Genomic DNA, 24,267 nt, shown 5'->3' on the forward strand with positions numbered 1-24,267 from the left:
CCGGGAGGCGAAAGCGCGCAAATGCTTATGACGCAGCCGCCCAGCCGGCCCAGAGCAGGGCATAGCGAGCTGCTTTGCCGACAAACACCAGCAGTATGAAACGCGCGAGCGGGTAATTCAGCGATCCCGCGACGAAGGTCAGCGGGTCGCCGCCGATCGGTAGCCAGGCGAAAAGCAGCGAAGGCCAGCCGAAACGGGCGAACCAGCCCTGCGCCTTGGCGAAGCGCACCGGATCGGGCCGCAGCCGCGCCGGCAGGCGCTCGACGCCATCAGTCGCGATCAGTCGGCCGAGCCACCAGTTGACGACCGATCCGGCCGTGTTGGCGAGCGAGGCGACGATGAAGAGAAGTGTCGAATCCACGGTCTTCGCCGCCAATAGCCCGACAAAGACGACCTCCGACTGCGCCGGCAGCAGCGTCGCCGCGACGAAGGCGGCGCCAGCCATCAGGCCGAGGGCAGAAAGATCAAGTTGCTCCAGCACCGCCAGAAGTTCCTATCGCGCCGAACGAACTGGCCGGGGCATCAGTTCAGCATCGCAGCAAGGGCATTGACGGTATTGGCGTTGCGCAGCGTGCCGATGCCGAGTTTTTTGGTCGTCAGATGCGAGAGCAGCCTCGCCTCACTCGGTTTACCGCCGAAATCGATCCATAAATCGCCGTCCGCGAGGGCGAGCGCAATGCCGGGCGTAGCGATCTTGCCGAGCATGGCCAAGGTGTCCGGGCCGAGCGGCTTTCGCATGACACGGATGCCGATATCGGCGCCGTTCCCATCCGGAAAGGGATTTTGAGCGGCGACCCGCCGCCAGCCCTGCGCCGTGCGCAGGATGATATCGACATGCTTGCCGAACCGGGCGCGGAAAGCCGCTTCCAACCGGCTCTCGATCGCCGCGAGGGGTGCATCGTCGGCTTCGAAGATCAGATTGCCGGTGGCGACCCAGGTGCGCGGCTCGCCAAAGCCGAGCTCCGCCGCCATAGCCTTCAGATCCGCCATCACCAGGCGCTTGCCGGGGCCGAGCACGATCGAGTGCAGGAGGGCGACATAGGTCGTCATTGCGGTTTTCAGAACCGGCGGTTTCACGCCCGCGCTACAGCCGCCGCAGCGCGACCTGCTGGATGCGATGGCTGGCGCCCTTGGTCAGGATCAGGCCGGCGCGCTGGCGGGTCGGCACGATGTTCTCGCGCAGATTCGGCAGATTGATGCCGGTCCAGAGGTTCTCGGCGATCGAGAGCGCCTCCTCCTCGCCGATCTCGGCATATTTGCGGAAGAAGGAGCGCGGATCGCGGAAGGCCGTCTGGCGGAGCGTCATGAAGCGGTTGACGTACCAGCGGTGCAGGTCGTTCTCGTCGGCGTCGAGATAGACCGAGAAGTCGAAGAAGTCCGAGACGAACGGGATGATCGTGCCGTCCCTCGGCAGGCGGCTCGCCTGCAGTACGTTGAGCCCTTCGAGGATCAGGATGTCCGGCCGCTCGACCGTGACCTGCTCGCCCGGCATGACGTCGTAGATCAGATGCGAGTAGACCGGGGCGCTGACAGCGCGCTTGCCGGCCTTCACATCGGAGAGGAAGCGCAGGATCGCGGCGCTGTCATAGCTCTCGGGGAAGCCTTTGCGCTGCATCAGGCCGCGGCGCTCGAGCTCGGCATTGGGCAGGAGGAAGCCGTCGGTGGTGACGAGCTCGACCTTGGGCGTATTTGGCCAGCGCGAAAGCAGCGCCTTCAGCACGCGGGCCGTGGTCGACTTGCCGACTGCGACCGAGCCGGCGACGCCGATGACATAGGGGACCTTGACCTCGGCCTCGGCTATCAGGAAGCGCTGGGTCGCCTTGAACAGGCCCTGCGTCGCGGCAACATAGAGCGAGAGCAGGCGCGAGAGCGGCAGGTAGATCGCGACGATCTCGTCGAGCGAGATCGGATCGTTGATCGATTGCAGCTTGGTCAGGTCGTCGACCGAGAGCGTCAGCGGCGCATCAGCGCGCAGATGCGCCCACTCGTCGCGCGAAAACGTGCGATAGGGCGAGACGAGGTCAGGGGCGGATGGCGCCGCGAGCGGACGCTGGTCCATGATGCCCCCCGTATTCCAGGCTTCGAGGTTCAACGCGACACTCGCCTCGACTTCTAAAAGCTGGGCATGTTCCGCAAAAGTGGTGTCCACTTTTGCGGAACATGCCCTAACGGGGCCGCGCCGCCTTTTCGGCCAGGCCGGAGCGCACGGTACGCGCCTCAAGCTGGCTCAAGACGTCCCGCAATGCAACATCGCGGGACTTCAGCACGACCAAAAGATGATAGATCAGATCGGCGCTCTCGGCGATCAGCTCGTCACGATCGCCTTTCACGGCGGCGATCACGGTCTCGACCGCTTCCTCGCCAAGCTTCTTGGCTGCGCGCTCGGGACCGGCGGCGAGGAGCTTCGCCGTCCAGGATTCCTCCGGCGAGGCGCTGCCGCGCTCGGCGACGATGCGTTCGAGATCGGTCAGCGAGAAAGCTGTCATCGCGTCAATCCAGCCGCATCGCCAGCCCAGCGGCGGCCATATGCGCCTTGGCCTGCGGGATGGTGAAGGTGCCGAAATGGAAGATCGAGGCGGCGAGCACGGCCGAGGCGCGGCCCTCGCGCACGCCCTCGACGAGATGGTCGAGCGTGCCGACGCCGCCCGAGGCGACCACCGGGATCGAGACCGCATCGGCGACGCGGCGGGTGAGATCCAGATCGAAGCCGGTCTTGGCGCCGTCGCGATCCATTGACGTCAGCAGAATCTCGCCGGCACCCAATGAAGCGACCTCGCGGGCATAGGCGACAGCATCGAGCCCGGTCGGGTTGCGCCCGCCATGGGTGAAGACTTCCCAGCGATCGGGCGAAACCTGCTTGGCATCGATCGCGACGACGATGCATTGCGCGCCGTATTTCTGTGCGGCTTCGCGCACGAACTCGCGGCGCTTCACGGCCTCGGTCATGATCGAGACCTTGTCGGCCCCAGCCAGCAGCAGCTGCCTGATGTCCTCGACCGAGCGCACACCACCACCGACCGTGAGCGGCATGAAGCAGGCTTCGGCGGTGCGCGTGACCACGTCGAACAGGATGCCGCGGTCCTCGCTGCTGGCGGTGATGTCGAGGAAGCAGAGCTCGTCGGCCCCGGCCGCGTCATAGGCCTTGGCCGCCTCGACCGGATCACCGGCATCGACGAGATCGAGGAACTGCACGCCCTTGACGACACGGCCGTCCTTGACGTCGAGGCAGGGGATGATGCGGGTCTTCAGGGTCATCGGCGGGCCTGCCCGGGCGGAACGACAAAACAATCGGGCGCATATAGCGCTGCCGCTGCACTGCACGCAAACCCAGCGCGTGCCGGCCGGATTGATCACCGCCACGATCCCTGCTCTCTTGCGCGCCATAAGCAAAACCGAGGGGGATTTCCATGACGATCACATCGTCCTTCAAGGCCCTGAAGCTCGCGGCGCTGAGCGCCGCTGCCGGGCTCGGCCTCAGCGCCGCCGCACTGGCGCAGGCCCCGGCCAGCCAGCTCGAGGCGATCCAGAGCCGCGGCGCCCTGCAGGTCTGCACCACCGGCGACTACAAGCCGTTCACGCTGGCCAAAGACGGCAGCTATGAGGGCATCGACATCGAGCTCGCGAAATCGCTGGCGAAGGCCATCGGCGTCGAGGCCAAGTTCGTGCAGACGAAATGGGCCGAGCTGATGAACGATTTCACCGCCGGCAAATGCGACATCGCCATGGGCGGCATCTCGGTGACGCTCGACCGGCAGAAGCGCGCTTTCTTCTCCGCGCCCTACCTGATCAACGGCAAGGCGCCAATCGCGCGTTGCGCCGACGTCTCCAAGTTCCAGACCGTCGCCGATATCGACAAGCCCGAGACCCGGGTGATCGTCAATCCGGGCGGCACCAACGAGCGCTTCGTGCGCGCCAACTTCAAGCAGGCCAAGATCGAGATCTTCCCCGACAATGTCACGATCTGGGACCAGATCCTCGCCGGCAAGGCCGACATCATGGTGGCCGAGTCGATCGAGACCAAGGTCCAGGAGAAAATCAGGCCGGGCCTGTGCGCCATCAACCCCGATGCTCCCCTGCAATATGGCGAGATGGGCTATCTGCTGCCGCGCGGCGACGTCGTCTTCAAGGCCTTCGTCGACCAGTGGCTGCATCTCGCCAAGGCGACCGGCGAGTTCGCGAAGATCTACGACCAGTTCGTCCGCTGATCCGTCAGGCCGGCTACGCCGGAACACATCCTGCCCATGCGAGGATTGCGACAATGTGCGATCATTGTGTCACGGCCGCCGGCAAGGCCGGGCTCTCGCGCCGCAAGCTGTTTGCAGCCGGCGCCGGCTTGGCCTTGGCTGGCGCGCTGTCCACGTCCCTGCGAGCGCAATCGGCGGCCGTTAGCGGCGACGAGGCGCTCAAGCGGCTGGTGGAGGGCAATGCCCGCTATGTCGCGGGCAATCTGAACGAGCGCGATTTCTCGGCCGGCCGGGCGGCGCGCGCCGCCTCGCAAGCTCCCTTCGCCTCGATCCTGAGCTGCGCCGATTCGCGCATCGCGCCCGAACTCGCCTTCGACCAGGGGCCGGGTCAGCTCTTCGTCACCCGCGTCGCCGGCAATTTCGTCAACCAGTACGGGCTGGCGAGCCTCGAATACGGCGCGCAGGTGCTGGGCTCGCAGCTCATCCTGGTGCTCGGCCACACCAATTGCGGCGCCGTGTCGGCCACGATCGACGTAATCAAGAATGGCACCAAGCTACCGGGCCACCTGCCCTCGCTGGTCAACGCCATCCGCCCGGCCGTACTCGCCGCGCAAAAAGAGAAACCGGAGAACCTGCTCGAAGCGGCCACCATCGCCAATGTCAGGCTGAACGTCGAGAAGCTGAAGCGGGCGACGCCGATCCTGTCGCAACGCCTCGCGCAGAAGCAGCTCACCGTGGTCGGCGGCGTCTACGATCTGGTGACGGGCAAGGTGACGCTGGTCTGAGCGGACCTACTGGTGTTCAGCGAGCTGGCGCCGCCGCGACCCGCGCCAGCGCCGCCGCCGGGTCGATGCGCCCATCATAGAGGGCGCGGCCGGTGATCGCGCCTTCGAGGATCGCGGCGTCGGGCGCCATGAGCCGCTCGATATCGGCCATGGAGGCCAGCCCGCCGGAGGCGATCACCGGAATCGTCAGCGCATGGGCCAGCGCGATCGTGCCATCCCAGTTGATGCCCTGGAGCATGCCGTCGCGGGCGATGTCGGTGTAGACGATCGCGGCGACGCCGGCGTCCTCGAAGCGGCGGCCGAGATCGTCGGCGGCCAGCGCCGAGGTCTCGGCCCAGCCCTCGACCGCGACGAAGCCATCGCGCGCGTCGATGCCGACCGCGACCTTGCCCGGAAAGGCCCTGGCCGCCTCGCGCACGAAGCCAGGATCGCGCACCGCCGCCGTGCCGATGATGACGCGGGCGACGCCCTTGGCGAGCCAGCCCTCGACCGTCCTGATGTCGCGGATGCCGCCGCCGAGCTGCACCGGGAAGGAGACACGCGCCAGGATCGCCTCGACGGCAGCCGCATTCATCGGCTTGCCGGCGAAGGCGCCGTCGAGATCGACGACGTGCAGCCACTGGAAGCCTTGGCGCTCGAAGGTCGCGGCCTGGGCGGCGGGATCGTCGTTGAAGACCGTCGCCTGGCCCATGTCGCCCTGCTTCAGCCGGACGCACTGGCCTTCCTTAAGGTCGATCGCGGGAAAGAGGATCAAGGCTTCCACCTCAGGAAATTGCCGATCAGCTTCAGGCCGAGCTTCTGGCTCTTCTCCGGGTGGAACTGCGTACCGGCGATATTGCCCTTTGCCACGATCGCGGTGACCGGACCGCCATAATCGGTCAGCGCCAGAACCTCCTGCGGGTTCTCGGCTGTGAGCGCATAGGAATGGACGAAATAGGCATGCCAGCCGGACGGGCCGGTCTCGATACCTTCGAGCAGCGGGTGCTCGTCCTGCGGATGCAGCGTGTTCCAGCCCATATGCGGGATCTTCAGAGCATCGTCCTGCGGCCGGATCAGCGCGACATCGCCGGCGATCCAGCCAAGGCCTTGCGTGGTGACGTATTCGAGGCCGCGGCTCGCCATCAATTGCATGCCGACGCAGATGCCGAGGAAGGGCCGGCCCTTGGTCCGTACCGTCTCCTCGAGCGCCTCGACCATGCCGGGGACGGCATCGAGCCCGCGCCGGCAATCGGCGAAGGCGCCGACGCCGGGCAGCACGATACGATCGGCGGCGCGAACCTCGGCCGGGTCGCTGGTGACGCGGATGGTCGAGGGAATGCCGGATTCAGTGGCGGCGCGTTCGAAGGCCTTGGCGGCCGAGTGCAGATTGCCCGAGCCGTAATCGACGATGGCGACGGTCTGGCTCATCGTCCGTTCGCCTCGGGGAAGAGGCCGATCACCGGCGCCGGGCCGGCTGCGAAGCGAGCAGGGGCGGGAGCCGACGGCGCCTCGACAACACGCGATGATGTGACAGCCGGCAGCGCCCGCTCGAAAAAGCGACGCTCGGCGCTGGAGAGATCGGGCGCCTCGACCACGTCGACCAGCCGCCAGCCCTTGCGCAGCAGCTTGCGCGCGATCAGGTTCTGGCCCTCGAGACCGAGGAAAACCGCGAGGGCGGTATGCGAGAGCATCACCGCGAGAAAGGAAAAGCCCATCTGGCGCTGGAGATAGATCAATCCACCCCAGACCAGCGCGTAGATGATGAAGGCGAGCCAGAGCCGTTTGAACAGCAGCCAGACTCCGCCGAAGATCAAGGCGGGCCAGGTGAAGCTCTCCGGCAGGAGGCGGGCCTGCTCGATCTCCTCGCGCAAGCCTCCCGCGTCCGGCGGCGGGATCAGAGCCTGATAGAACGCCATCGCAGCGATCCCTTACAATGCGCCCTTGGTCGAGGGCACACGGCCGCCCTCGCGCGGATCGACCTCGATCGCCTGGCGCAGCGCCCGCGCCAGGCCCTTGAAGCAGCTCTCGGCGATATGGTGGGCGTTGTCGCCATAGAGCGTCTCGACATGCAGCGTGATGCCCGCACTCATGGCGAAGGCCTGGAAGAACTCGCGCACCAGCTCGGTGTCGAAGGTGCCGATCTTCTCCGCCTTGAACTCCGTGCGGAAGACCAGGAAGGGCCGGCCGGAGACGTCGAGCGCGACGCGGGTCAGCGTCTCGTCCATCGGCAGATGCACGTCGGCATAGCGGCGGATGCCCTTCTTGTCGCCGAGCGCCTGCTTCAAGGCCTCGCCGAGCGCGATGCCGGCATCCTCGACCGAATGATGGTCGTCGATATGGGTGTCGCCCTTCACGGTGACCGTGGTGTCGATCAGCGAATGGCGGGCGAAGAGATCGAGCATATGATCGAAGAAGCCGACCCCGGTCGAAATCTCGGCCTTGCCCGTGCCGTCGAGCACGAGCTTGACCGCGATATCGGTTTCATTGGTGCGGCGCTTCACTTCGCCAGAACGCATGATCGTCTCTGTCGCTCGCGGAATTTCGCGTCGCTTTAGCAGGCGACCGGCCGGAAGGCCATGGCGATCGAGGGGGTTCTGGGTTCGGCCGGCCGGCCTCGTCGCCCCGGTGCTAGGCGGATCTGCTGACAGAAGGCGACGGCCGGGTCCGCTACGAGCGGCGCGCCGAGGCAAGGAGAGTTTCGATGACACAGACTGACAAAGCGGGCCAACTCGCCGCTCTTCACGTCAAAGGCCAACCGCTGGTCCTCTACAATATCTGGGATGCCGGCAGCGCCCGCTCGGCCGCCAAGGCCGGCAGCAAGGCGATCGCCACCGGGAGCTGGTCGATGGCGGCGGCCCATGGCTTCGACGACGGCGAGGCGATCCCGCTCGACTTCATCGAGACGATCGTTGGCCGCATCGCGTCCGTCGTTCCACTGCCGCTTACCGTCGATTTCGAAGGTGGCTACGCGCAAGACCCCGACGGTGTCGCGAAAAATGCCGCACGGATCATCGCCGCCGGCGCGGTCGGTCTGAACTTCGAGGACCAGATCGTCGGGACTGGCGCGCTCTACGCCATCGCCGACCAGGTGCAGCGGATCAAAGCGATCCGGAGCGTGGCGGATAATCTCGGCATCGCCGTGTTCATCAACGCCAGGACGGATCTTTTCCTGCTGGAGGCCGACAAGACGCGCCACCCGGAGCTGATCGATGCGGCGATCGAGCGGGCACTGGCCTATCAGCAGGCCGGCTGCAGCGGCTTCTTCATTCCCGGACTGCTCGACGAGAGCGGCATCGCAACGATCTGCAATGCACTGACGCTTCCCGTGAACGTGATGGTTATGGGCGGCGCTCCCGATCGCGAGACCCTGATCGGGCTCGGCGTGTCACGCATCAGCTACGGCCCAGGACCCTATCTGACGGCGCAGGCCCGTTTCGTCGAGCAGTGCGCCGCCAGCCTGGCCGTCGCCTGACGGCGGCGGCCCGAAGCGCGCCAAAAACGCCTGCGCCCGCGGCATCGCGTCGTGGAGGAACTGGCCGGGCTCGCGCAGCCACAGCCCGTCATAGACCTTCGACTTCGCCTCGCTGATCAGGACATCCTGCGGCAAGGGCACGAGCGTGCCGTTCCAGCCCGGCCACCAGAGCCGGCCTTTGGCCCAATGATGGGCGATCAGGGCCTCCTCGCAGCGATAGCCGTGGAAATCGAAGGCGGTCTTGCCGTCCGTGACGAAGACATGGTTGCCGGTGAAGCCCTGCGCCGGCCTGATCCAGACGGCATGGAAACCATACTTCGGATAGGCTTCCAGGAAGGCGTAGGCGAGGATGTGGCAGGCGCCGCAGGCGAAGAAGACCCGCTCGGACAGATTCCAGCGTTTGACCGGGTCGCTCTTGATACCGGGCTTCAGCCTGAACATGTTGGCGGTTCCTGACTGCCATTGATCGAGATCGAATCGCGATGTCCGAGACTAGCAATGCCCCCGTCATGCACGCGACCACCATCCTCATGGTGCGCAAGGGCGGCCGTGTCGTGATCGGCGGCGACGGCCAGGTCTCGCTCGGCCCGACGATCATGAAGGGCAACGCGAAGAAGGTGCGCCGCCTCGCCAAGGGCGCGGTGATCGCCGGTTTCGCCGGCGCCACCGCCGATGCCTTCACCCTGTTCGAACGGCTGGAAGCCAAGCTGGAGCAGTTCCCGACGCAGCTGCTGCGCGCCTGCGTCGAGCTCGCCAAGGACTGGCGCACCGACCGCTATCTGCGCCGACTCGAAGCGATGCTGCTCGTCGCCGACAAGGAGGTCTCGCTGCTGATCTCCGGCACCGGCGACGTGCTCGAGCCGGAAGCTTCCGAGCATGGCTCGGTGATGGCGATCGGCTCAGGCGGTAATTACGCGCTAGCCGCGGCCCGTGCTTTGGTCGACGTCGAGGCCGATGCCGAGACGATCGTGCGGAAAGCGATGAAGATCGCCGGCGACATCTGCGTCTACACCAACCACTCGCTCGTCATCGAGAGCCTGGAGAGCGCATGAACTTCGTCGCCGACGGCTGTGCCTTCGCGCCCGCGACGCCCGACGATTTCCCGCTGCTGGCGCGCTGGCTCGAACAGGACCATGTCCGGCGCTGGTGGGGCGATCCCGACGAGGAACTCGCCGAGATCGCACGCATCTTCGGCGATCCGAGCATGGAGGCGCTGATCGTCAGCCATGACGGGCGCCCCTTCGCCCACCAGCAGAGCTGGGATCCCTCGCTCTGGCCGGACTATCCGCTGCAGGACCAACCGGCGGGCACGCGCGGCATCGACCAGTTCATCGGCGAGCCCGACATGCTCGGCCAGGGCCATGGCACGCGCTTCATCAGCGCCTTCGCCCGGCACCTGCTCGCGCAGGGTGCGCCGCGGGTGGTGATCGATCCCGACCCGGAGAATCTCGCCGCGATCCGCGCCTATGAGAAGGCCGGCTTCACGGCCCTCGACATTCGCGAGACCGGCGACGGCCCCGCGCTGATCATGATCCAGGAACCTGTTTGATGACGTCGTTTTCCCCCCGCGAGATCGTCTCCGAGCTCGACCGATTCATCGTCGGCCAGAATGACGCCAAGCGCGCCGTTGCGATCGCCTTGCGCAATCGCTGGCGCCGCCAGCAGCTCGAAGGCCCGCTGCGCGAGGAGGTCGCGCCCAAGAACATCCTGATGATCGGGCCGACCGGCTGCGGCAAGACCGAGATCGCCCGCCGCCTCGCCAAGCTGGCGAATGCGCCCTTCCTCAAGGTCGAGGCGACCAAGTTCACCGAGGTCGGCTATGTCGGCCGCGACGTCGAATCGATCGTGCGCGATCTGGTCGAGGTTGCGATCGGGCTGGTCCGCGAGAGCCGGCGCAAGGACGTCCAGGCCAAGGCGCATGTCGCCGCCGAGGAGCGCGTGCTCGACGCGTTGGTCGGACCGACGGCGAGCGCGACCACGCGCGACGCCTTCCGCCGCAAGCTGCGCGCCAACGAGCTCGACGACAAGGAGATCGAGATCGAGGTCGCCTCGGGCGGCGGCGCCCAGCCGATGTTCGAGGTGCCCGGCATGCCCGGCGCCTCAATCGGCGCGATCAACCTCTCCGACATGTTCGGCAAGGCCTTCGGCCAGAAGGGCAAGCCCCGGCGCGTCCAGGTCAAGGACGCCTATGGCCCCCTGCTCGCCGAGGAGAGCGACAAGCTGATCGACCAGGACGCGATCATCCAGGCGGCGATCCGCGAGGTCGAGAACAGCGGCATCGTCTTCCTCGACGAGATCGACAAGATCTGCGCCCGCGAGGGCCGCGGCGGCGCCGACGTCTCGCGCGAGGGCGTGCAGCGTGACCTCCTGCCACTGATCGAAGGCACGACGGTCGCCACCAAGCACGGGCCAGTAAAGAGCGACCACATCCTCTTTATCGCGTCTGGCGCCTTCCATGTCTCGAAGCCGTCAGACCTGCTGCCGGAACTGCAGGGCCGCCTGCCGATCCGGGTCGAGCTCTCGCCGCTCGACGTCGAGGATTTCAAGCGCATCCTGACCGAGACCGAGGCCAGCCTGATCAAGCAGTCGGTGGCGATGCTGGCGACCGAGCAGGTCACGATCGAGTTCACACCCGACGCGATCGCGGCGATCGCCCGCATCGCGGTCGAGGTCAATTCGAGCGTCGAGAATATCGGCGCGCGAAGGCTCCAGACCGTGATCGAGCGTATCCTCGATGAGATTTCCTTCACCGCCACCGATCGTGGCGGGGAGAGCGTGACAATCGATGCCGCTTATGTCGAAGCGCGCATCGGCGACCTGGCGAGAAATGCGGATTTGAGCCGGTTCATTCTCTAGCGCAAGGCGGTGACGCTGCTGGATTTTGTCTTCATTCTTGTTCATATTGAAGACAAGGAGCGAGCCCATGCCGCGCACAACCACGATGACCGTCCGGCTCAGCGGCCCATTGAGCGACTTCGTCGCCGAGAATGTCGGGCCGGACGGCGACTATGAGAATGTCAGCGAATATGTCCGCGACCTGATCCGTCGCGACAAGGAGCAGGCGGAGCGCGTGGCCTTCGAACGGCTGAAGGCCGAACTGCAGCACGCCTTCGCCGCCCCCGATTCCGCCTACCGGCCGCTCACTGCGGCCGAAGTGATCGCGCGCAACCAAGCCTGACAGGCCATGGCCGCGATCCGCATCCAGGAAGCGGCTTCGTACCGCCTCGACGAGATTTATCGCTACGCGCGCGAGCGTTGGGGCAAGGACCAGGCGCAGCGTTATATCGAAGGCCTGTTCGAGACTTTCGGCCGCATCGAGACACATGCGGTGATGTCGCGTCCGGTTCCAGCCGAATTCGGCGTCGATGGCTTCATGGTGCGCCATGAGCGGCATGTCATCTATTGGCGCCGGCTGGCGAATGGCGACATCGGCATCGTTACGATCCTGCATCAGCGCATGCACCAGATCGACCGCCTGCGCGAGGACATTGGGCTGTGACCGGGGACAAGCGGTCATGAGCGGCACATCCCCCCAGCCACCTTCCCGCCTCGCCCGCGATTCCCTCATCGTCGGTGCAGCGACGATCCTGTCACGCCTGCTCGGTTTCGCCCGTGACGTACTGATCGCGCGTCTGCTCGGCGCCGGGCCGTTGGCGGATGCTTTCCTGGCTGCGCTGAGGCTACCGAACCTCGTCCGGCGCGTGCTCGGCGAAGGCGGGCTGAACGCGCCCTTCGTGCCGCTCTATCTCGCCATCAAGGCCGAACGCGGCGACGAGGACGCGAAGCGCTTTGCCGGCACGGCGATAAGCCAGCTCGGGCTTTTGCTGATCGGTTTCGTCGTTCTGGCCGAGATGTTCGCGCCCTGGGTCGTGCTCGGGCTGGCCGGCGGCTTTGCGGACGAGCCGCAGATGCTGGCGCTCGCCGCCTTCTACACGCGGCTGATGCTGCCTTTCGTACTGCTGACCACGCTCGCAGCCCTGCTCGCTGCGCTGCTCAATGCCGAAGGGCGCTTCACCGTCGCAGCGCTGGCGCCGGCGCTGATGAACGCGATCCTGCTCGCGGCGTTGCTCATCGAACTGCTCCGAGGCAGCGACAGTCATACCAGCGCTACGCTGCTCGCCGCCTGCCTAAGCCTCACCGGCCTCGCCCATCTGGCGATGGTCTTACTGCGCTTGCGCGGCATCGGCCTGCCGCGCCCCAGTCTGCGCTGGTCGCCGGACATGACGCGGCTGGTCAGGACCGGCGGGGCCACGCTGCTTGCCGCTTCCGCCGCACAGCTTGTCCTGCTGGTTTCGACGCAGATCGCCTCGACCGAGCCCGGCTCCGTATCGGCCTTGTACTACGCCGACCGCGTCTTCCAGCTACCGCTCTCCTTCTTCGGCGTCGCCATGGGCACGGTCGTGCTCTCGGCCATGGCGGGCGAGCAATCACAGGCAGATCACGACGCCCTGCTTGGCCGGGCGCTGGCATTGGGTCTGGCGCTCGCCATTCCGGCTGCGGCCGCCCTGTTCGTGCTGGCCGAGCCGATCGTCTCGGTGCTGTTCGAGAACGGGCAGTTCGGCGTGGCCGATCGCGGGCGCACGGCCGCGGCGCTGGCAGCCTTCGCCTGCGGGCTGCCCTTCGCGCTCGCCGCCAAGGTTTTCGGGCAGGTTTATTTCGCGCGTCGACAGCCGCGTTTGCCTGTGATCGCCGGCCTTGCAGCGGTCCTCGTCGCGGCGTTGGTCGGGTTCTTCCTGCTCGGCTCGCGCAATGCGGCGATGATCGGCGCCTTGGCAGCAAGCCTCGCCTTTATCGTCCAGACGGGTTTGATGGGAGTGCATCTCCTACGAACCGGGCTGTGGCGCCCGCGCTGGACGGATGCCAGGGCGATCCTTGCGATCCTGGTGGCAGCAGCGCTCATGGTGCTTGTGCTGAGCGTCGCGATCGAACCGCTCCTTCCCGCTCTGAACCCGGGTGAGCCAGCATTGCGGCGTGCCCGCGCGCTGGCGGTGCTATGCGGCGCTGGCGCCGCGGTCTACGCCGTCGCCGGCTTCCTGTTCGGCGCCTTCGACGCGGTCCTGCCGCCGAAGCTCTTGCGCCTTCGCGGCGCTTCCGTCAGAACGCCGCGTTCCTGAGCGGGTCGACCACCGACTCAAGAGCCCGTTCCGATCGGCTTGCACCGCAAGCTGATCGGTAAAACGGTCTCTGTCTAAAAATGAGAGACGGATTCACCGATCAGGTTGAAACAACCTGATCGGATCCGGCTCTAAGATTTTTTCGCCCTGACGACGGAGCGCCCCATGGCCGCTTTCTCTCCCCGCGTCTTCTCCGGCATGCAGCCGACCTCGACGCTCCATCTCGGCAATTATCTCGGGGCGCTGGTCAACTGGGTCGCGATGCAGAAGACCCATGACTGCATCTATTGCGTCGTCGACATGCACGCGATCACGCAGGGCTTCGACGTCTGGGGCGGCCCCGCCGAACTGACCCGCGCCACGCGCGAGGTCGCGGCCGCCTATATCGCCGCCGGCGTCGACCCGAAGAAGAGCATCATCTTCAACCAGAGCCAGGTCGCCGGCCATGCCGAACTCACCTGGGTGTTCAACACGGTCGCCCGGCTCGGCTGGCTCAACCGCATGACCCAGTTCAAGGAGAAGGCCGGCAAGGACCGGGAGAACGCCTCGATCGGGCTCTACGACTATCCCGTGCTGATGGCGGCCGACATCCTGCTCTACAAGGCGACGCATGTCCCGGTCGGCGAGGATCAGAAGCAGCATCTCGAGCTCACCCGCGACATCGCCCAAAAGTTCAACAACGACTTCGCCGAGCAGATCGGCAAGCTCGGGCTCGGCACCGGCGAGCTCGGCTTCTTCCCGCTGCCCGAGCCGATGATCCAGGGCCCAGCGCCGCGGGTGATGAGCCTGCGCGACGGCACCAAGAAGATGTCGAAGTCAGACCCGTCCGATTATTCGCGCATCAACCTGACCGACGACGCCGACATGATCGCCCAGAAGATCCGCAAGGCGAAGACCGATCCCGAGGCGCTGCCCTCGGAAGAGAAGGGGCTGGAAGGCCGGTCCGAGGCCGAAAACCTGGTCGGCATCTATGCCGGCCTCGCCGAGCAAACCAAGGCGCAGGTTCTGGCCGAGTTCGGCGGCAGCCAGTTCTCCGGCTTCAAGGCGGCTCTGGTCGAGCTCGCCGTCGCCAAGCTCGCGCCGATCGCCGAGGAGATGCGCCGCCTGCTCGCCGATCCCAGCCATATCGACGACATTCTCAGCGACGGTGCCGACAGCGCCGCAGCGATCGCCGCGCCGATCATGCGCGACGTCAAGGACATCACCGGCTTCGTGCGCCGGCGCTGATCCGGCAGGCGCCGTGGGGAGGCTTGCGCTGACCTTGCGACGCCTGTCACCATGAGACGTCCTGAAATCGGCGGGCATGTTCCGCAAAAGTGGGGACCACTTTTGCGATGAGAACATGCCCTGACCCTAGAGTGGGCGCGAATTCTGATCGACCGACCGACACCGGTCGATCGGAAAGCGCGCCGAGGCGATAGCAATGGTCAAGAGACGGCGGTCCTATGAGACGGGCCATCGCCCGAAATTCCTCGCTGTCGTCGACGACAGTCCGGAATGTTCCAAGGCGGTGCGCTTTGCGGCGCGGCGCTGCGCCCGCCTCGGCGCGTCGATCGTGTTGCTCGGCGTGGTGACCCCGCCGGCGGACGAGACCTGGCTCGGCGTCGGCGATATGGTGCAGGCCGACGCGGAGGCCGAGGCGGAGGAATTGATCGAGGTGGCGGCCGCCGCCGTGCGCTCGCTGGCCGGGCTGGAGCCTGAAAAAGTCGTGCGTACCGGCATCAAGGCCGACGAGATGGTCAAGCTGATCGAGGCGGACGAAGACATCTCGCTGCTGGTGCTGGCCGCCGGCATCGGCCGCGACGGGCCCGGCCCACTGGTCAGCGCGCTCGCCGGCAAGGGCGCCGGCAGCTTCCCGATCCCGGTCGCGATCGTGCCCGGCCACCTCGCCGACGAGGAGATCGACGCACTGGCCTGATCCATATGCGGCAGCTGGAATGATTCCGGCTGCGGGCTTATATCGAGGTCAGGAACGGCGGCCTTGACCCGCCGGCGCCGGAGACAAAGACATGTTCATCCAGACCGAAGCGACACCCAACCCCGCCACCTTGAAATTCCTGCCCGGCCGCAGCGTCTCGCCGCAAGGCCCGGTCGAATTGCGCGACCCGGCCCTCGCCGAGCGCTCGCCGCTCGCCACGCGCCTGTTCGGCGTGAAGGGCGTCTCCGCCGTGTTCTTCGGCTCGGACTTCATCACCGTGACCAAGGCCGAGGGCGAGTGGCCGCATCTCAAGCCCGCCATCCTCGGCGCGATCATGGAACATTACATGTCGGGCGCGCCGCTGATGAGCGAGGGCGCCCCGACCGACGAACTCGCCGAGAGCGAGGAGGAATTCTTCGCCGACGAGGACGCCGCGACCGTCGAGACGATCAAGGAGCTGCTCGAGACCCGCATCCGTCCGGCAGTTGCCGGCGATGGCGGCGACATCACCTTCCGCGGCTACAAGGACGGCACCGTCTACCTCGTCATGAAAGGCTCGTGCTCGGGCTGCCCCTCCTCGACCGCGACGCTGAAGCACGGCATCCAGAACCTGCTGCGCCATTTCCTGCCGCAGGTGCGCGAGGTCGAGGCGGTTTGATCGTCGTCCGATTCAGGGCATGACTCCGGCTAGTCGCCGCACCGCAATCGACCGGACCCAGCCCTGATGCGCATCCTCGCGATAGACACTGCGCTCGGCGCCTGCTCGGCCTGCGTCCTCGACGCCGGCGAGCTCGTTCCGGTCGCGATCGAGCAGACCGCGATGGAGCGCGGCCATGCCGAGGCGCTGATGCCGATGATCGAGCGCGTGATGGGCAAGACGGAAGGCGGCTTCTCCTCGCTCGACCGCGTTGCCGTGACCATCGGCCCCGGCAGCTATACCGGCCTGCGCGTCGGCATCAGCGCGGCCCGGGCGATCGCGCTCGCCGCCGGCATCCCCGCTGTCGGCATCTCGACGCTGGCTGCCAGCGCAGCGCCCTTCATCGGCCGCGAGGGCGGACGCGTCGTTGCCGCTGCGGTCGATGCCCGGCACGGCCAGGTCTGGTTCCAGGCGCTGAATGCGCACGGCAAGCAGCTGGTTTCGATTCGCCAGGTCAACCATCGCGATGCTGCCCGCGCCATCGGGGCGGGTCCGGTCTCGCTGGTCGGCTCGGCCGCGCTCGCCGTCGCCAACGAGGCCTGGGCGATCGGGCTCGACGCGCTCGTCGTCGACGATGCCAAGGCGCCGGACGTGATCTGGGTGGCCCGGCTCGGGCTGATCGCCGATCCCGAGAGCGCGCCGCCACGCCCGCTCTACCTCAAGGCGCCGGAAACGACGCCGCAGGATCGCGCTCGGCTGCCGCGGCGTTAGACCACGATGGGCTGGCTCCAATCCCTGTTTAGGCGCCGGTCGGCAACGGGCCGAACCGGGCCGCTCGACGTCCGCCATGCCGGGCAAATCGCGGCCCTGCACCACGAGGGCGGCTTCGCGCGGCTCTGGGACCCCAGTGAATGCGCGGCGCTGCTGGCCGATCGCGCGGTCGTCAGCGAAGGTGTCTTCATCGGCAGCGCCAGCGAGCCATGCGGCTTCGTGATGTCGCGCATGGCAGCCGACGAAGCCGAGGTTCTCAGCATCGTCGTCGGCGGCTCGAGGCGCCGGAGCGGGCTCGGGCAGGCGCTGCTCGCTGCCCATCTGGCGCAGCTGGCGGCGCGTGGTGCGGCGCGGCTCTTCCTCGAGGTCGAGGAGGGTAATGCGCCTGCGATCGCCCTCTATCGCCGGCTCGGCTTCGAGACCGTCGGACGACGCGAGGGCTATTACCCAAAGCCGGATGGCAGCCGAGCCGCGGCGCTGGTGATGCGGCGCGATCTCGGTTGAGCCTCCACGCGCCGGCGGCATAGACGGCCGTCAGAGGTCCGACTATAGCCGAAGTCGCAGAAGCGGGGCGCCAACGCAGAGAATGAACGGCTCAGCATGAAAGGCCTCCGTCCCGGCGCCATGGTTCGGCTCGCGCTGCTCGTCCTCGGCACGCTCATCCTGATCCCGCCGCAGCTCGTCGCGATGCGCCTCGGGCGGCCGTTCTATTTCACCCGCTTGTTCCAGAAATTGGGCTGCCGCTGCTTCGGCGTGCGTATCAGCACGCGCGGTGCAGCTCCGCCGGCCGGGCAAGGCGGGTTGATCGTCGCCAACCACACCTCCTGGCTCGACATCCCCGTCATCGGCACGACCGGTCCGCTCTCCTTCGTCGCCAAGGCCGAGGTCGCGACCTGGCCGGTAGTCGGCTGGCTCTCGACGCTGCAGCGCACCGTCTTCATCGACCGGATGCGCCGCGGCGCCACTGCCGGCGTCGCCAGCGAGATGGGCCGCCGCCTGCAGGACGGGCAGTGTGTAGTGCTTTTCGCCGAAGGCACCACCGGCGACGGGACACGCGTCCTGCCGCTTCGCTCCTCGCTGCTCGGGGCCGCTCACGAAGCCGTGCGCGGGGCTGACGAGGCCGAGACCACGGTCTATCCGCTCTGCGTCACTTATACGGGTTTCCACGGACTGCGCGGCGGGCGGGCCGAGCGCTCGGCGCTATCCTGGTACGGCGACACCGAACTCGCGCCGCATTTCCAGGCGATGATCAATTCCGGCGCCATCGATGTCGAGCTTTCCTGGGGCGAACCGATCCGCATGGGCCGCAAGCTCTCGCGCAAGGAGGCGACGCGCCTCGCCGAGATCGCGATCCGGCGGGCGCGGCAGGACGCCGTCACCGGCCGGTCACGCGGCTGAGCCAGATTCGCTTCGCGTTGGACGGCAGCGGCCCGGATATTGCGTGCCTGCCATCGGAAGCGATATGATTCCCATTCGGTGGGTGATCGGGATAAGGAGACGCGGTTGAGGCCGGATCAGCGTTGATGAAGAAAGTCCACATCAAGTCCTATGGCTGCCAGATGAACGTCTATGACGGCCAGCGCATGGCCGACGTCCTCGGCCAGGAGGGCTATGTCGAGACTGCGACGCCTGACGACGCCGACCTCATCCTGCTCAACACCTGCCATATCCGCGAGCGCGCCGCGCACAAGGTCTATACCGAACTCGGCAAGCTGCGCGACCTGAAGCGCGAGCGGAAGGCGCAAGGGCGCGAAACCACGCTCGTCGTCGCCGGCTGCGTCGCGCAGGCGGAAGGCGCCGAAATCCAGCGGCGGCAGCCTGCTGTCGACCTCGTCATCGGCCCACAGACCTATCACCGCCTGCCGGAGCTGCTCGCGCAGGCAAGGCATGGCCGCGTCGTCGACACCGAATTGCCGCCGGAGGACAAGTTCGGTCATCTGCCGGCACCGAAGCCGGCGGCGATCCTGGCGCGTGGCATCTCGGCCTTCGTCACCGTGCAGGAAGGCTGCGACAAGTTCTGCGCCTTCTGCGTCGTGCCCTATACGCGCGGCGCCGAATTCTCCCGTCCGGTCACGCAGGTGATCGCCGAGGTCGAGCGGCTGGCGCAAGCCGGTGTGCAGGACGTCTCGCTGCTCGGCCAGAACGTCAACGCCTATCATGGCGAGGGGCCGGATGGCGGGGTCTGGACCCTGGCGCGACTGATGCGCCGCATCGCCGAGGTGCCGGGGATCGCGCGCATCCGCTACACGACGAGCCATCCGCGCGACATGGACGACGAGTTGATCGCCAGCCATCGCGACCTGCCGCAGGTCATGCCGTTCCTGCACCTGCCGGTTCAGGCGGGCTCGGACCGGATCCTCGCGGCAATGAACCGCAAGCACACGGCCGACGAGTACCGCCGGCTGATCGACAGGATTCGCACGGCACGGCCGGATATCGCGCTTTCCTCCGACTTCATCGTCGGCTTCCCCGGCGAGAGCGATGCGGATTTCGAGGAGACGCTGCGGCTGATCGCCGATGTGCGCTTCGCCTCGGCTTATTCGTTCAAGTACTCGCCGCGCCCCGGCACGCCGGCGGCCGAGCTCGCCGAGCAGGTCCCGCTCGCGGTGATGGACGAGCGGCTGCAGCGGCTGCAGGGCCTGGTTGAGGAGCATCGGCAGGCGTTCAACCGCGCCATGGTCGGCCGCAGCGTCGAGATCCTGATCGAGCGTGCCGGCCGGCATCCCGGCCAGCTCGCCGGCAAGACGCCCTATATGCAGGCGGTCCAGATCGAGAGCGCGACGCACCGGATCGGTGAGCGCGTCCTGGTCGAGATCGAGCGCGCCGGATCGAACTCGCTGTTCGGCCGCGCTGTCGAGCGGCCGAATCTGGCTGCCTGACGAGAGTTGGTGCGTAGCGTGCGATGGTGTCGGCGTTGCGGTGATGGTTAGAGCCCGTTGGGTCTCTATCTAAAAGTGAGAGACGGATTCCCCGACCGGGTTGAAACAACCTGATCGGATCCGGCTCTGGTGACTGCGCCTGTCCGACTCATTCCGAATGGAGACAACGGTTTTGGCCCAGGCCGATCAATTCAATCCGAGAGCCGAGCGTGCCGCGCGCCGCGAGGAGGCTCCGACGCGCGAGGGCCTGCCCGGCGCGGAGGTCGAACTCACCTTCGACGACAACCAGATCGCTGGACTGGTCTTCGGCCAGTACGACCAGAATCTGGCGCATCTGGAGCGCCGCCTCGGCATCGTCGTCAGCCCGAACGGCAACCACGTCACCATCAAGGGCCCGCGCGAGACCGCCGATCAGGCGAGCCGCGTGCTGCGGACTCTCTATGCCCGCGCCAAGACTGGCGCTGCGGTCAATCTCGGCGAAGTCGATGGCGCGATCGAGGAGAGCAATGTGCAGCGCTCGCTCTTTCCCTCCGATAATGCCGGAAAGGCTGCCTTCGACGCGGTGGTGACACGCAAGCGCGGCCCGGTCCGGGCCCGCAACGCGGCGCAGGATGCCTATCTGCGCCAGCTCAAGCGCCACGAGCTCGTGCTCGCCGAGGGCCCAGCCGGCACCGGCAAGACCTGGCTTGCGGTCGGCCACGCGGTCTCGCTGATCGAGCAGGGCGTGGTCGAGCGCATGGTGCTGTCGAGGCCGGCCGTCGAGGCCGGTGAGCGTCTCGGCTTCCTGCCCGGCGACATGCGCGAGAAGGTCGATCCCTATCTGCGGCCGATCTACGACGCACTCAACGACTTCATGGAGCCGCGCCATGTCGAGCGCGCCCTGCAGACGGGCATGATCGAGATCGCCCCGCTCGCCTTCATGCGCGGGCGCACGCTGACCAACGCCGTGGTCCTGCTCGACGAGGCGCAGAACGCCACCTCGGTGCAGATGAAGATGTTCCTCACCCGCCTGGGCGAGGGCTCGCGCATGATCATCACCGGCGATCCGTCGCAGGTCGACCTGCCGCCGGGCCAGCGCTCGGGCCTGGTCGAAGCGGTCCGGCTCCTGTCCGGCGTCGAGGGTGTCGGCCACGCCCGCTTCGAGCAGGGCGACGTGGTGCGTCACGAGCTCGTGCGCCGCATCGTCATGGCCTATGAGGACGCCTCCCGAAAGGAGCGCGACGAGCGCGAAGCCCGCCTCGCTGCCTTGCCGCCCGCACCGGATGGGGCCGTCGAGGGCGATGCCGAGGGGCTGAAGCGCATGCTGTCGCGGGAGCGGCCGCGATGAACGATCGACCTCGATCGCGGCGCTCGGCGCCGCGAACCGGGACATCGGAGCCCGCCATCGGCGGGCCTTCGCTCGACATTCGAATCCAATCGCGGCGCTGGCGCGAGATCGCGGACTTGCGGCCCCGGATCGTAGCCGCCGTCGAAGCCGGGCTGGCGCTGGCCCCGGTCAAGCCCCTGCCGGAGGCAGAGCTCAGCCTGCTCCTGACCGACGACAAGCGCATCCGCATCGTCAACCGCGACTGGCGCGGCTTCGACAAGGCGACCAATGTCCTGTCCTTCCCGGCCGCGCCGCCGGAGAAGATCGCGGCGAGCCCCGTCATCGGCGACATCGTACTCGCTTTCGAGACGGTCGCCCGCGAGGCGGAGGCCGAGGAGAAGTCCTTCGGCGACCATCTCAGCCATCTCGTGATCCACGGCCTTCTGCACCTCGTCGGCGAAGACCATGAGACCGAGGACCAGGCCGAGCGCATGGAAGCGCTCGAGACATCTGCCCTTGCGCGGCTCGGTATTGCAGATCCCTATGCCGGTTCGGACCCCGAACCGATACAGCCCCACCCGACGACCGATAAAAACACGAGCACCCAGCCTGCGTCATGAGCGACGACCCCCGATCTTCTTCATCGTCGGAACCGACTGGCCGCGGCCTGTCGCACTGGCTCGGCCAGTTTCTCGACAAGCTCGGCCTGCGCCAGGGCGGCTCGATCCGCGAGGACATCACCGAGGCGCTGGCGCAAAACAGCGGCCAGATCACCGACCTGTCCCCGCAAGAGCGGGCGATGCTGTCGAATGTGCTGAGCCTGCGCGAGCGCCGCGTCGCCGACGTGATGGTGCCGCGCGCTGACATCATCGCCGTCTCGTCGGAGGCGACGCTCGGCGACCTGCTCGCGCTGTTCCGCACCGCCGGCCATTCGCGCCTGCCGGTCTATGGCGAGACGCTCGACGACCCGCGCGGGATGATCCACATCCGCGACTTCCTCGACTTCATCGCCGCGCGCGCCAAGCCGGGCCGACGGGCCCGCGGCGAGGCGGAGGTCAGTGCCGGACCGAGTCTGGGGGCCATCGACCTGTCGATGACGCTGGCCCAGGCCAAGATCCTGCGGCCGGTGCTCTATGTGCCGCCCTCGATGCCGGCGGTCGATCTCCTGGTCAGGATGCAGGCGACGCGCACGCATATCGCCCTGGTGATCGACGAATATGGCGGCACCGACGGGCTGATCTCGATCGAGGATCTGGTCGAGATCGTCGTCGGCGACATCGAGGACGAACATGATCTCGACGAAGCCCCGGCGATCGCGCCCGCCGGCGAGAACCGTTTCATCGCCGACGCCCGCGCCACGCTCGACGAGCTGAAACAGGCGACGGGGATCGATCTGTCGAGCGCGGCGGTCGCCGAGGAGGTCGACACGCTCGGCGGGCTGATCGTGACCCTGGCCGGCCGCGTGCCGGTGCGCGGAGAATTGATCCAGGGGCCGGAGGATCTCGAATTCGAGGTGCTCGATGCCGATCCGCGCCGGGTCAAGCGCCTGCGCATCCATCGCCGCGACCAGGTCTCGACTGAAGCACCAGCGGCGCCGGACGCCGCATGACGAGCATGGCGGCGCTGGCCGACCGCGTCATCCTCGCCTGGGGCTGGCCGCGCAGACTGATCGCGCTCCTTTGCGGCGCCTGCGGGGCCCTGGCGCTGGCGCCGGTCGACCTCTGGCCGCTGATGGTCGTGCCGATGACAGCCGCAGTCTGGCTGATCGATGGCTCCGTCGCCGAAAGCCGACGCGGCCGCCTCTGGGCGGCTGCGACAGCAGGCTGGTGGTGGGGTTTCGGCTACCACCTCGCCGGCCTGTGGTGGCTGGGCGCCGCCTTCCTGGTCGAGGCCGACAAGTTCGCCTGGGCAATGCCGCTCGGTGTCGTCGCACTGCCGGCCTTCCTGGCGCTCTTTCCGGCCGCCGGTTTCGTGCTGGCGCGTGCACTCTGGCCCACTGGCGCCGGCCGCATCCTGGTGCTGGCTGCTGCGCTGGCGCTGAGCGAATGGTTGCGCGGCCACATCCTCACCGGCTTCCCCTGGAACGTCTACGGCATGATGCTGGCCGGGCCCGCCTGGCTCGCCCAGAGCGCCAGCCTGATCGGGCTCTACGGGCTGACGGCGCTCGCGGTCGCGATCGGCGCGGCGCCGGCAATACTCGGGACAGGCGAGGAGGGCGTGGCGCGCTGGCGAACTCCGATGTTGGCGGTGCTGGCGCTTGCCGCCATGGCCGGCTTCGGCGCCTGGCGGGTTCCCGGCGAGCCGGTCGCGGCGGTCAGCGGCGTGAAACTGCGCCTGATGCAGCCGAACCTGCCGCAGGACGCGAAATTCAGCCCGCGCAACAGCGAGATGATCCTGTCGCATTATCTTTCGTTGAGCGACCGCGCGACCAGCCCGGCGACGACGGGCGTGCAGGACGCGACGCATCTGATCTGGCCGGAATCAGCCTTCCCTTTCCTGCTCGGGCGCACGCCGCAGGCGCTGGCACGGATCGCCGCCCTGTTGCCGCCGAACACGACGCTGATCACGGGAGCAGCCCGCGCCGGCGAGACCTTGCCCGGCGAGAGCCGGCCGCCGATCTACAATTCAATCCAGGTGGTGAACGACGAGGGCGTGATCACCGGCAGCTACGACAAGGTGCATCTCGTGCCCTTTGGCGAATATCTGCCACCCTTTCTCGAGCGACTGATCCGCACTGTGGGCCTGTCGGAGTTCGTCTCGGTCCCCGGCGGCTTTGCGTCCGGCAGCCGGCGCACGCCCTTGCAGATCCGCGGTCTGCCACCCGCCGCGGCGCTGATCTGCTACGAGGTGATCTTTCCCGGCGAGGCGATGCCGAGCGGCCCGCGACCAGGCTTCATCCTCAACCTGACCAATGATGGCTGGTTCGGGCAGACGAGCGGACCTTATCAGCACCTCGCGCAGGCGCGCTTGCGCGCCATTGAGGAGGGGCTGCCGCTGGTGCGCGTCGCCAATACCGGAATCTCGGCAGTGGTCGATCATTATGGCCGGATTCGCGCGGCCCTGCCGCTCGGCGAGACGGGCGTTCTCGACACCTCCCTGCCGCGGGCAGGACCGGCCACGCCCTATTCCCGGTTCGGAGATGTTTTCTTTGCAGGTGTAGTTGCCAGCTTATTGCTCGCTGGAGTATTAATGCGGCGACGGTGATCCCATTTGGAACTTTCT

At 67.1% G+C, this 24,267-nt stretch carries 30 protein-coding genes; 20 read left to right on the top strand and 10 right to left on the bottom strand.

Annotation, left to right across the window (positions count from 1 at the left end; translation table 11 throughout):
* Nucleotides 1–25: 25 nt before the first annotated feature.
* The 5 genes from ACSQ3M_RS21975 to hisF all read right to left on the bottom strand — a co-directional run bounded on the left by ACSQ3M_RS21975 (nt 26) and on the right by hisF (nt 3,255).
* A complete protein-coding gene (locus tag ACSQ3M_RS21975; RefSeq protein ID WP_436152199.1) occupies nt 26–481 on the bottom strand; it encodes a YqaA family protein in 456 nt (151 codons plus the stop codon).
* Nucleotides 482–522: 41 nt separating this feature from the next.
* Nucleotides 523–1,050: a DUF1697 domain-containing protein gene (locus ACSQ3M_RS21980; protein ID WP_436152200.1), complete on the bottom strand. Its 528-nt coding sequence runs from the start codon at nt 1,048–1,050 to the stop codon at nt 523–525.
* A gap of 34 nt (nt 1,051–1,084) precedes the next feature.
* A complete protein-coding gene (coaA, locus tag ACSQ3M_RS21985) occupies nt 1,085–2,059 on the bottom strand; it encodes a type I pantothenate kinase (protein ID WP_436152201.1) in 975 nt (324 codons plus the stop codon).
* 106 nt (nt 2,060–2,165) lie between these two features.
* Nucleotides 2,166–2,486, bottom strand: coding sequence for a phosphoribosyl-ATP diphosphatase (locus tag ACSQ3M_RS21990; protein ID WP_436152202.1), 321 nt, complete (start codon nt 2,484–2,486; stop codon nt 2,166–2,168).
* 4 nt (nt 2,487–2,490) lie between these two features.
* Entirely contained in the window at nt 2,491–3,255 is a 765-nt protein-coding gene (gene hisF, locus ACSQ3M_RS21995; protein ID WP_284167353.1) for an imidazole glycerol phosphate synthase subunit HisF, read from the bottom strand.
* A gap of 152 nt (nt 3,256–3,407) precedes the next feature.
* Here hisF and ACSQ3M_RS22000 point away from each other — a divergent pair, with 152 nt between their 5' ends.
* Together ACSQ3M_RS22000 and ACSQ3M_RS22005 are read left to right on the top strand one after the other, a co-directional pair.
* Nucleotides 3,408–4,205 carry a transporter substrate-binding domain-containing protein gene (locus tag ACSQ3M_RS22000; RefSeq protein ID WP_436152203.1) on the top strand — a complete coding sequence of 266 codons (798 nt, stop codon included), beginning with the start codon at nt 3,408–3,410 and terminating at the stop codon, nt 4,203–4,205.
* 53 nt (nt 4,206–4,258) lie between these two features.
* Nucleotides 4,259–4,969, top strand: a complete 711-nt coding sequence (locus tag ACSQ3M_RS22005; RefSeq protein WP_436152204.1) for a carbonic anhydrase — start codon at nt 4,259–4,261, stop codon at nt 4,967–4,969.
* A gap of 16 nt (nt 4,970–4,985) precedes the next feature.
* On the opposite strand, the gene hisA is transcribed toward ACSQ3M_RS22005, so the two are convergent.
* The 4 genes from hisA to hisB are packed head-to-tail and all read right to left on the bottom strand — an operon-like array spanning nt 4,986 to nt 7,464.
* Nucleotides 4,986–5,732, bottom strand: a complete 747-nt coding sequence (gene hisA, locus ACSQ3M_RS22010; protein WP_436152205.1) for a 1-(5-phosphoribosyl)-5-[(5-phosphoribosylamino)methylideneamino]imidazole-4-carboxamide isomerase — start codon at nt 5,730–5,732, stop codon at nt 4,986–4,988.
* Nucleotides 5,720–6,376 (bottom strand): imidazole glycerol phosphate synthase subunit HisH, encoded by a 657-nt coding sequence (hisH, locus tag ACSQ3M_RS22015; RefSeq protein ID WP_436152206.1) that lies wholly within the window; start codon nt 6,374–6,376, stop codon nt 5,720–5,722. The genes hisA and hisH overlap by 13 nt, the downstream gene beginning before the upstream one ends.
* On the bottom strand, nt 6,373–6,864 hold the full coding sequence (locus tag ACSQ3M_RS22020; protein WP_436152207.1) for a DUF2628 domain-containing protein: 492 nt from the start codon (nt 6,862–6,864) through the stop codon (nt 6,373–6,375). Before ACSQ3M_RS22020 ends, hisH begins: the two co-directional genes overlap by 4 nt.
* A gap of 12 nt (nt 6,865–6,876) precedes the next feature.
* On the bottom strand, nt 6,877–7,464 hold the full coding sequence (gene hisB, locus ACSQ3M_RS22025; RefSeq protein ID WP_436152208.1) for an imidazoleglycerol-phosphate dehydratase HisB: 588 nt from the start codon (nt 7,462–7,464) through the stop codon (nt 6,877–6,879).
* Between the two features lie 185 nt (nt 7,465–7,649).
* On the opposite strand from hisB, the gene ACSQ3M_RS22030 reads away from it, so the two are divergent.
* Nucleotides 7,650–8,420, top strand: coding sequence for an isocitrate lyase/PEP mutase family protein (locus ACSQ3M_RS22030; protein ID WP_436152209.1), 771 nt, complete (start codon nt 7,650–7,652; stop codon nt 8,418–8,420).
* On the opposite strand, the gene ACSQ3M_RS22035 is transcribed toward ACSQ3M_RS22030, so the two are convergent.
* Nucleotides 8,334–8,861, bottom strand: a complete 528-nt coding sequence (locus tag ACSQ3M_RS22035; protein ID WP_436152210.1) for a hypothetical protein — start codon at nt 8,859–8,861, stop codon at nt 8,334–8,336. The two genes, ACSQ3M_RS22030 and ACSQ3M_RS22035, sit on opposite strands and share 87 nt — an antisense overlap.
* Nucleotides 8,862–8,902: 41 nt before the next feature.
* Between ACSQ3M_RS22035 and hslV the strand changes: the two genes are divergently transcribed.
* From hslV to lnt, 17 genes are all read left to right on the top strand, one after another.
* Complete coding sequence (gene hslV, locus ACSQ3M_RS22040) at nt 8,903–9,472, top strand: ATP-dependent protease subunit HslV (RefSeq protein WP_436152211.1); 570 nt, start codon at nt 8,903–8,905, stop codon at nt 9,470–9,472.
* Nucleotides 9,469–9,969 (top strand): GNAT family N-acetyltransferase, encoded by a 501-nt coding sequence (locus ACSQ3M_RS22045; RefSeq protein WP_436152212.1) that lies wholly within the window; start codon nt 9,469–9,471, stop codon nt 9,967–9,969. Before hslV ends, ACSQ3M_RS22045 begins: the two co-directional genes overlap by 4 nt.
* Nucleotides 9,969–11,276: an ATP-dependent protease ATPase subunit HslU gene (hslU, locus tag ACSQ3M_RS22050; protein ID WP_436152213.1), complete on the top strand. Its 1,308-nt coding sequence runs from the start codon at nt 9,969–9,971 to the stop codon at nt 11,274–11,276. The genes ACSQ3M_RS22045 and hslU overlap by 1 nt, the downstream gene beginning before the upstream one ends.
* Before the next feature lie 67 nt (nt 11,277–11,343).
* Nucleotides 11,344–11,598, top strand: a complete 255-nt coding sequence (locus tag ACSQ3M_RS22055) for a ribbon-helix-helix domain-containing protein (RefSeq protein ID WP_436152214.1) — start codon at nt 11,344–11,346, stop codon at nt 11,596–11,598.
* A gap of 6 nt (nt 11,599–11,604) precedes the next feature.
* Nucleotides 11,605–11,919, top strand: coding sequence for a type II toxin-antitoxin system RelE/ParE family toxin (locus ACSQ3M_RS22060; RefSeq protein WP_436152215.1), 315 nt, complete (start codon nt 11,605–11,607; stop codon nt 11,917–11,919).
* A 16-nt stretch (nt 11,920–11,935) separates the two neighbouring features.
* A complete protein-coding gene (murJ, locus tag ACSQ3M_RS22065) occupies nt 11,936–13,534 on the top strand; it encodes a murein biosynthesis integral membrane protein MurJ (protein WP_436152216.1) in 1,599 nt (532 codons plus the stop codon).
* A 165-nt stretch (nt 13,535–13,699) separates the two neighbouring features.
* Nucleotides 13,700–14,761: a tryptophan--tRNA ligase gene (trpS, locus tag ACSQ3M_RS22070; RefSeq protein ID WP_436152217.1), complete on the top strand. Its 1,062-nt coding sequence runs from the start codon at nt 13,700–13,702 to the stop codon at nt 14,759–14,761.
* A gap of 196 nt (nt 14,762–14,957) precedes the next feature.
* Nucleotides 14,958–15,452, top strand: a complete 495-nt coding sequence (locus tag ACSQ3M_RS22075; RefSeq protein ID WP_436152218.1) for a universal stress protein — start codon at nt 14,958–14,960, stop codon at nt 15,450–15,452.
* Nucleotides 15,453–15,543: 91 nt separating this feature from the next.
* On the top strand, nt 15,544–16,110 hold the full coding sequence (locus ACSQ3M_RS22080; protein WP_129160373.1) for a NifU family protein: 567 nt from the start codon (nt 15,544–15,546) through the stop codon (nt 16,108–16,110).
* Nucleotides 16,111–16,176: 66 nt separating this feature from the next.
* Nucleotides 16,177–16,860, top strand: a complete 684-nt coding sequence (gene tsaB, locus ACSQ3M_RS22085; protein ID WP_436152219.1) for a tRNA (adenosine(37)-N6)-threonylcarbamoyltransferase complex dimerization subunit type 1 TsaB — start codon at nt 16,177–16,179, stop codon at nt 16,858–16,860.
* Nucleotides 16,861–16,866: 6 nt separating this feature from the next.
* Nucleotides 16,867–17,364, top strand: a complete 498-nt coding sequence (locus ACSQ3M_RS22090; protein ID WP_436152220.1) for a GNAT family N-acetyltransferase — start codon at nt 16,867–16,869, stop codon at nt 17,362–17,364.
* 96 nt (nt 17,365–17,460) lie between these two features.
* On the top strand, nt 17,461–18,258 hold the full coding sequence (locus ACSQ3M_RS22095; RefSeq protein ID WP_284167335.1) for a lysophospholipid acyltransferase family protein: 798 nt from the start codon (nt 17,461–17,463) through the stop codon (nt 18,256–18,258).
* Nucleotides 18,259–18,383: 125 nt separating this feature from the next.
* Nucleotides 18,384–19,739, top strand: coding sequence for a tRNA (N6-isopentenyl adenosine(37)-C2)-methylthiotransferase MiaB (gene miaB, locus ACSQ3M_RS22100; RefSeq protein WP_436152221.1), 1,356 nt, complete (start codon nt 18,384–18,386; stop codon nt 19,737–19,739).
* Between the two features lie 172 nt (nt 19,740–19,911).
* Nucleotides 19,912–21,066 (top strand): PhoH family protein, encoded by a 1,155-nt coding sequence (locus ACSQ3M_RS22105; protein ID WP_436152222.1) that lies wholly within the window; start codon nt 19,912–19,914, stop codon nt 21,064–21,066.
* Nucleotides 21,067–21,182: 116 nt separating this feature from the next.
* Nucleotides 21,183–21,665 (top strand): rRNA maturation RNase YbeY, encoded by a 483-nt coding sequence (gene ybeY / locus ACSQ3M_RS22110; RefSeq protein WP_436152223.1) that lies wholly within the window; start codon nt 21,183–21,185, stop codon nt 21,663–21,665.
* Nucleotides 21,662–22,654 carry a hemolysin family protein gene (locus ACSQ3M_RS22115; protein ID WP_436152224.1) on the top strand — a complete coding sequence of 331 codons (993 nt, stop codon included), beginning with the start codon at nt 21,662–21,664 and terminating at the stop codon, nt 22,652–22,654. The genes ybeY and ACSQ3M_RS22115 overlap by 4 nt, the downstream gene beginning before the upstream one ends.
* Complete coding sequence (gene lnt / locus ACSQ3M_RS22120) at nt 22,651–24,249, top strand: apolipoprotein N-acyltransferase (RefSeq protein ID WP_436152225.1); 1,599 nt, start codon at nt 22,651–22,653, stop codon at nt 24,247–24,249. Before ACSQ3M_RS22115 ends, lnt begins: the two co-directional genes overlap by 4 nt.
* Nucleotides 24,250–24,267 lie beyond the last annotated feature (18 nt).

Source organism: Allobosea sp. LjRoot90 (assembly GCF_964254315.1).
GTDB lineage: Bacteria > Pseudomonadota > Alphaproteobacteria > Rhizobiales > Beijerinckiaceae > Allobosea.

What these genes read in the sequence shown, in the direction of transcription:
- ACSQ3M_RS21980 (WP_436152200.1), bottom strand. Translation starts at nt 1,050, where the DNA reads ATGACGACCTATGTCGCCCTCCTGCACTCGATCGTGCTCGGCCCCGGC.
- coaA (WP_436152201.1), bottom strand. Translation starts at nt 2,059, where the DNA reads ATGGACCAGCGTCCGCTCGCGGCGCCATCCGCCCCTGACCTCGTCTCG.
- ACSQ3M_RS21990 (WP_436152202.1), bottom strand. Translation starts at nt 2,486, where the DNA reads ATGACAGCTTTCTCGCTGACCGATCTCGAACGCATCGTCGCCGAGCGC.
- hisF (WP_284167353.1), bottom strand. Translation starts at nt 3,255, where the DNA reads ATGACCCTGAAGACCCGCATCATCCCCTGCCTCGACGTCAAGGACGGC.
- ACSQ3M_RS22000 (WP_436152203.1), top strand. Translation starts at nt 3,408, where the DNA reads ATGACGATCACATCGTCCTTCAAGGCCCTGAAGCTCGCGGCGCTGAGC.
- ACSQ3M_RS22005 (WP_436152204.1), top strand. Translation starts at nt 4,259, where the DNA reads ATGTGCGATCATTGTGTCACGGCCGCCGGCAAGGCCGGGCTCTCGCGC.
- hisH (WP_436152206.1), bottom strand. Translation starts at nt 6,376, where the DNA reads ATGAGCCAGACCGTCGCCATCGTCGATTACGGCTCGGGCAATCTGCAC.
- ACSQ3M_RS22020 (WP_436152207.1), bottom strand. Translation starts at nt 6,864, where the DNA reads ATGGCGTTCTATCAGGCTCTGATCCCGCCGCCGGACGCGGGAGGCTTG.
- hisB (WP_436152208.1), bottom strand. Translation starts at nt 7,464, where the DNA reads ATGCGTTCTGGCGAAGTGAAGCGCCGCACCAATGAAACCGATATCGCG.
- ACSQ3M_RS22030 (WP_436152209.1), top strand. Translation starts at nt 7,650, where the DNA reads ATGACACAGACTGACAAAGCGGGCCAACTCGCCGCTCTTCACGTCAAA.
- ACSQ3M_RS22035 (WP_436152210.1), bottom strand. Translation starts at nt 8,861, where the DNA reads ATGTTCAGGCTGAAGCCCGGTATCAAGAGCGACCCGGTCAAACGCTGG.
- hslV (WP_436152211.1), top strand. Translation starts at nt 8,903, where the DNA reads ATGTCCGAGACTAGCAATGCCCCCGTCATGCACGCGACCACCATCCTC.
- ACSQ3M_RS22045 (WP_436152212.1), top strand. Translation starts at nt 9,469, where the DNA reads ATGAACTTCGTCGCCGACGGCTGTGCCTTCGCGCCCGCGACGCCCGAC.
- hslU (WP_436152213.1), top strand. Translation starts at nt 9,969, where the DNA reads ATGACGTCGTTTTCCCCCCGCGAGATCGTCTCCGAGCTCGACCGATTC.
- ACSQ3M_RS22055 (WP_436152214.1), top strand. Translation starts at nt 11,344, where the DNA reads ATGCCGCGCACAACCACGATGACCGTCCGGCTCAGCGGCCCATTGAGC.
- ACSQ3M_RS22060 (WP_436152215.1), top strand. Translation starts at nt 11,605, where the DNA reads ATGGCCGCGATCCGCATCCAGGAAGCGGCTTCGTACCGCCTCGACGAG.
- murJ (WP_436152216.1), top strand. Translation starts at nt 11,936, where the DNA reads ATGAGCGGCACATCCCCCCAGCCACCTTCCCGCCTCGCCCGCGATTCC.
- trpS (WP_436152217.1), top strand. Translation starts at nt 13,700, where the DNA reads ATGGCCGCTTTCTCTCCCCGCGTCTTCTCCGGCATGCAGCCGACCTCG.
- ACSQ3M_RS22075 (WP_436152218.1), top strand. Translation starts at nt 14,958, where the DNA reads ATGGTCAAGAGACGGCGGTCCTATGAGACGGGCCATCGCCCGAAATTC.
- ACSQ3M_RS22080 (WP_129160373.1), top strand. Translation starts at nt 15,544, where the DNA reads ATGTTCATCCAGACCGAAGCGACACCCAACCCCGCCACCTTGAAATTC.
- tsaB (WP_436152219.1), top strand. Translation starts at nt 16,177, where the DNA reads ATGCGCATCCTCGCGATAGACACTGCGCTCGGCGCCTGCTCGGCCTGC.
- ACSQ3M_RS22090 (WP_436152220.1), top strand. Translation starts at nt 16,867, where the DNA reads ATGGGCTGGCTCCAATCCCTGTTTAGGCGCCGGTCGGCAACGGGCCGA.
- ACSQ3M_RS22095 (WP_284167335.1), top strand. Translation starts at nt 17,461, where the DNA reads ATGAAAGGCCTCCGTCCCGGCGCCATGGTTCGGCTCGCGCTGCTCGTC.
- miaB (WP_436152221.1), top strand. Translation starts at nt 18,384, where the DNA reads ATGAAGAAAGTCCACATCAAGTCCTATGGCTGCCAGATGAACGTCTAT.
- ACSQ3M_RS22115 (WP_436152224.1), top strand. Translation starts at nt 21,662, where the DNA reads ATGAGCGACGACCCCCGATCTTCTTCATCGTCGGAACCGACTGGCCGC.
- lnt (WP_436152225.1), top strand. Translation starts at nt 22,651, where the DNA reads ATGACGAGCATGGCGGCGCTGGCCGACCGCGTCATCCTCGCCTGGGGC.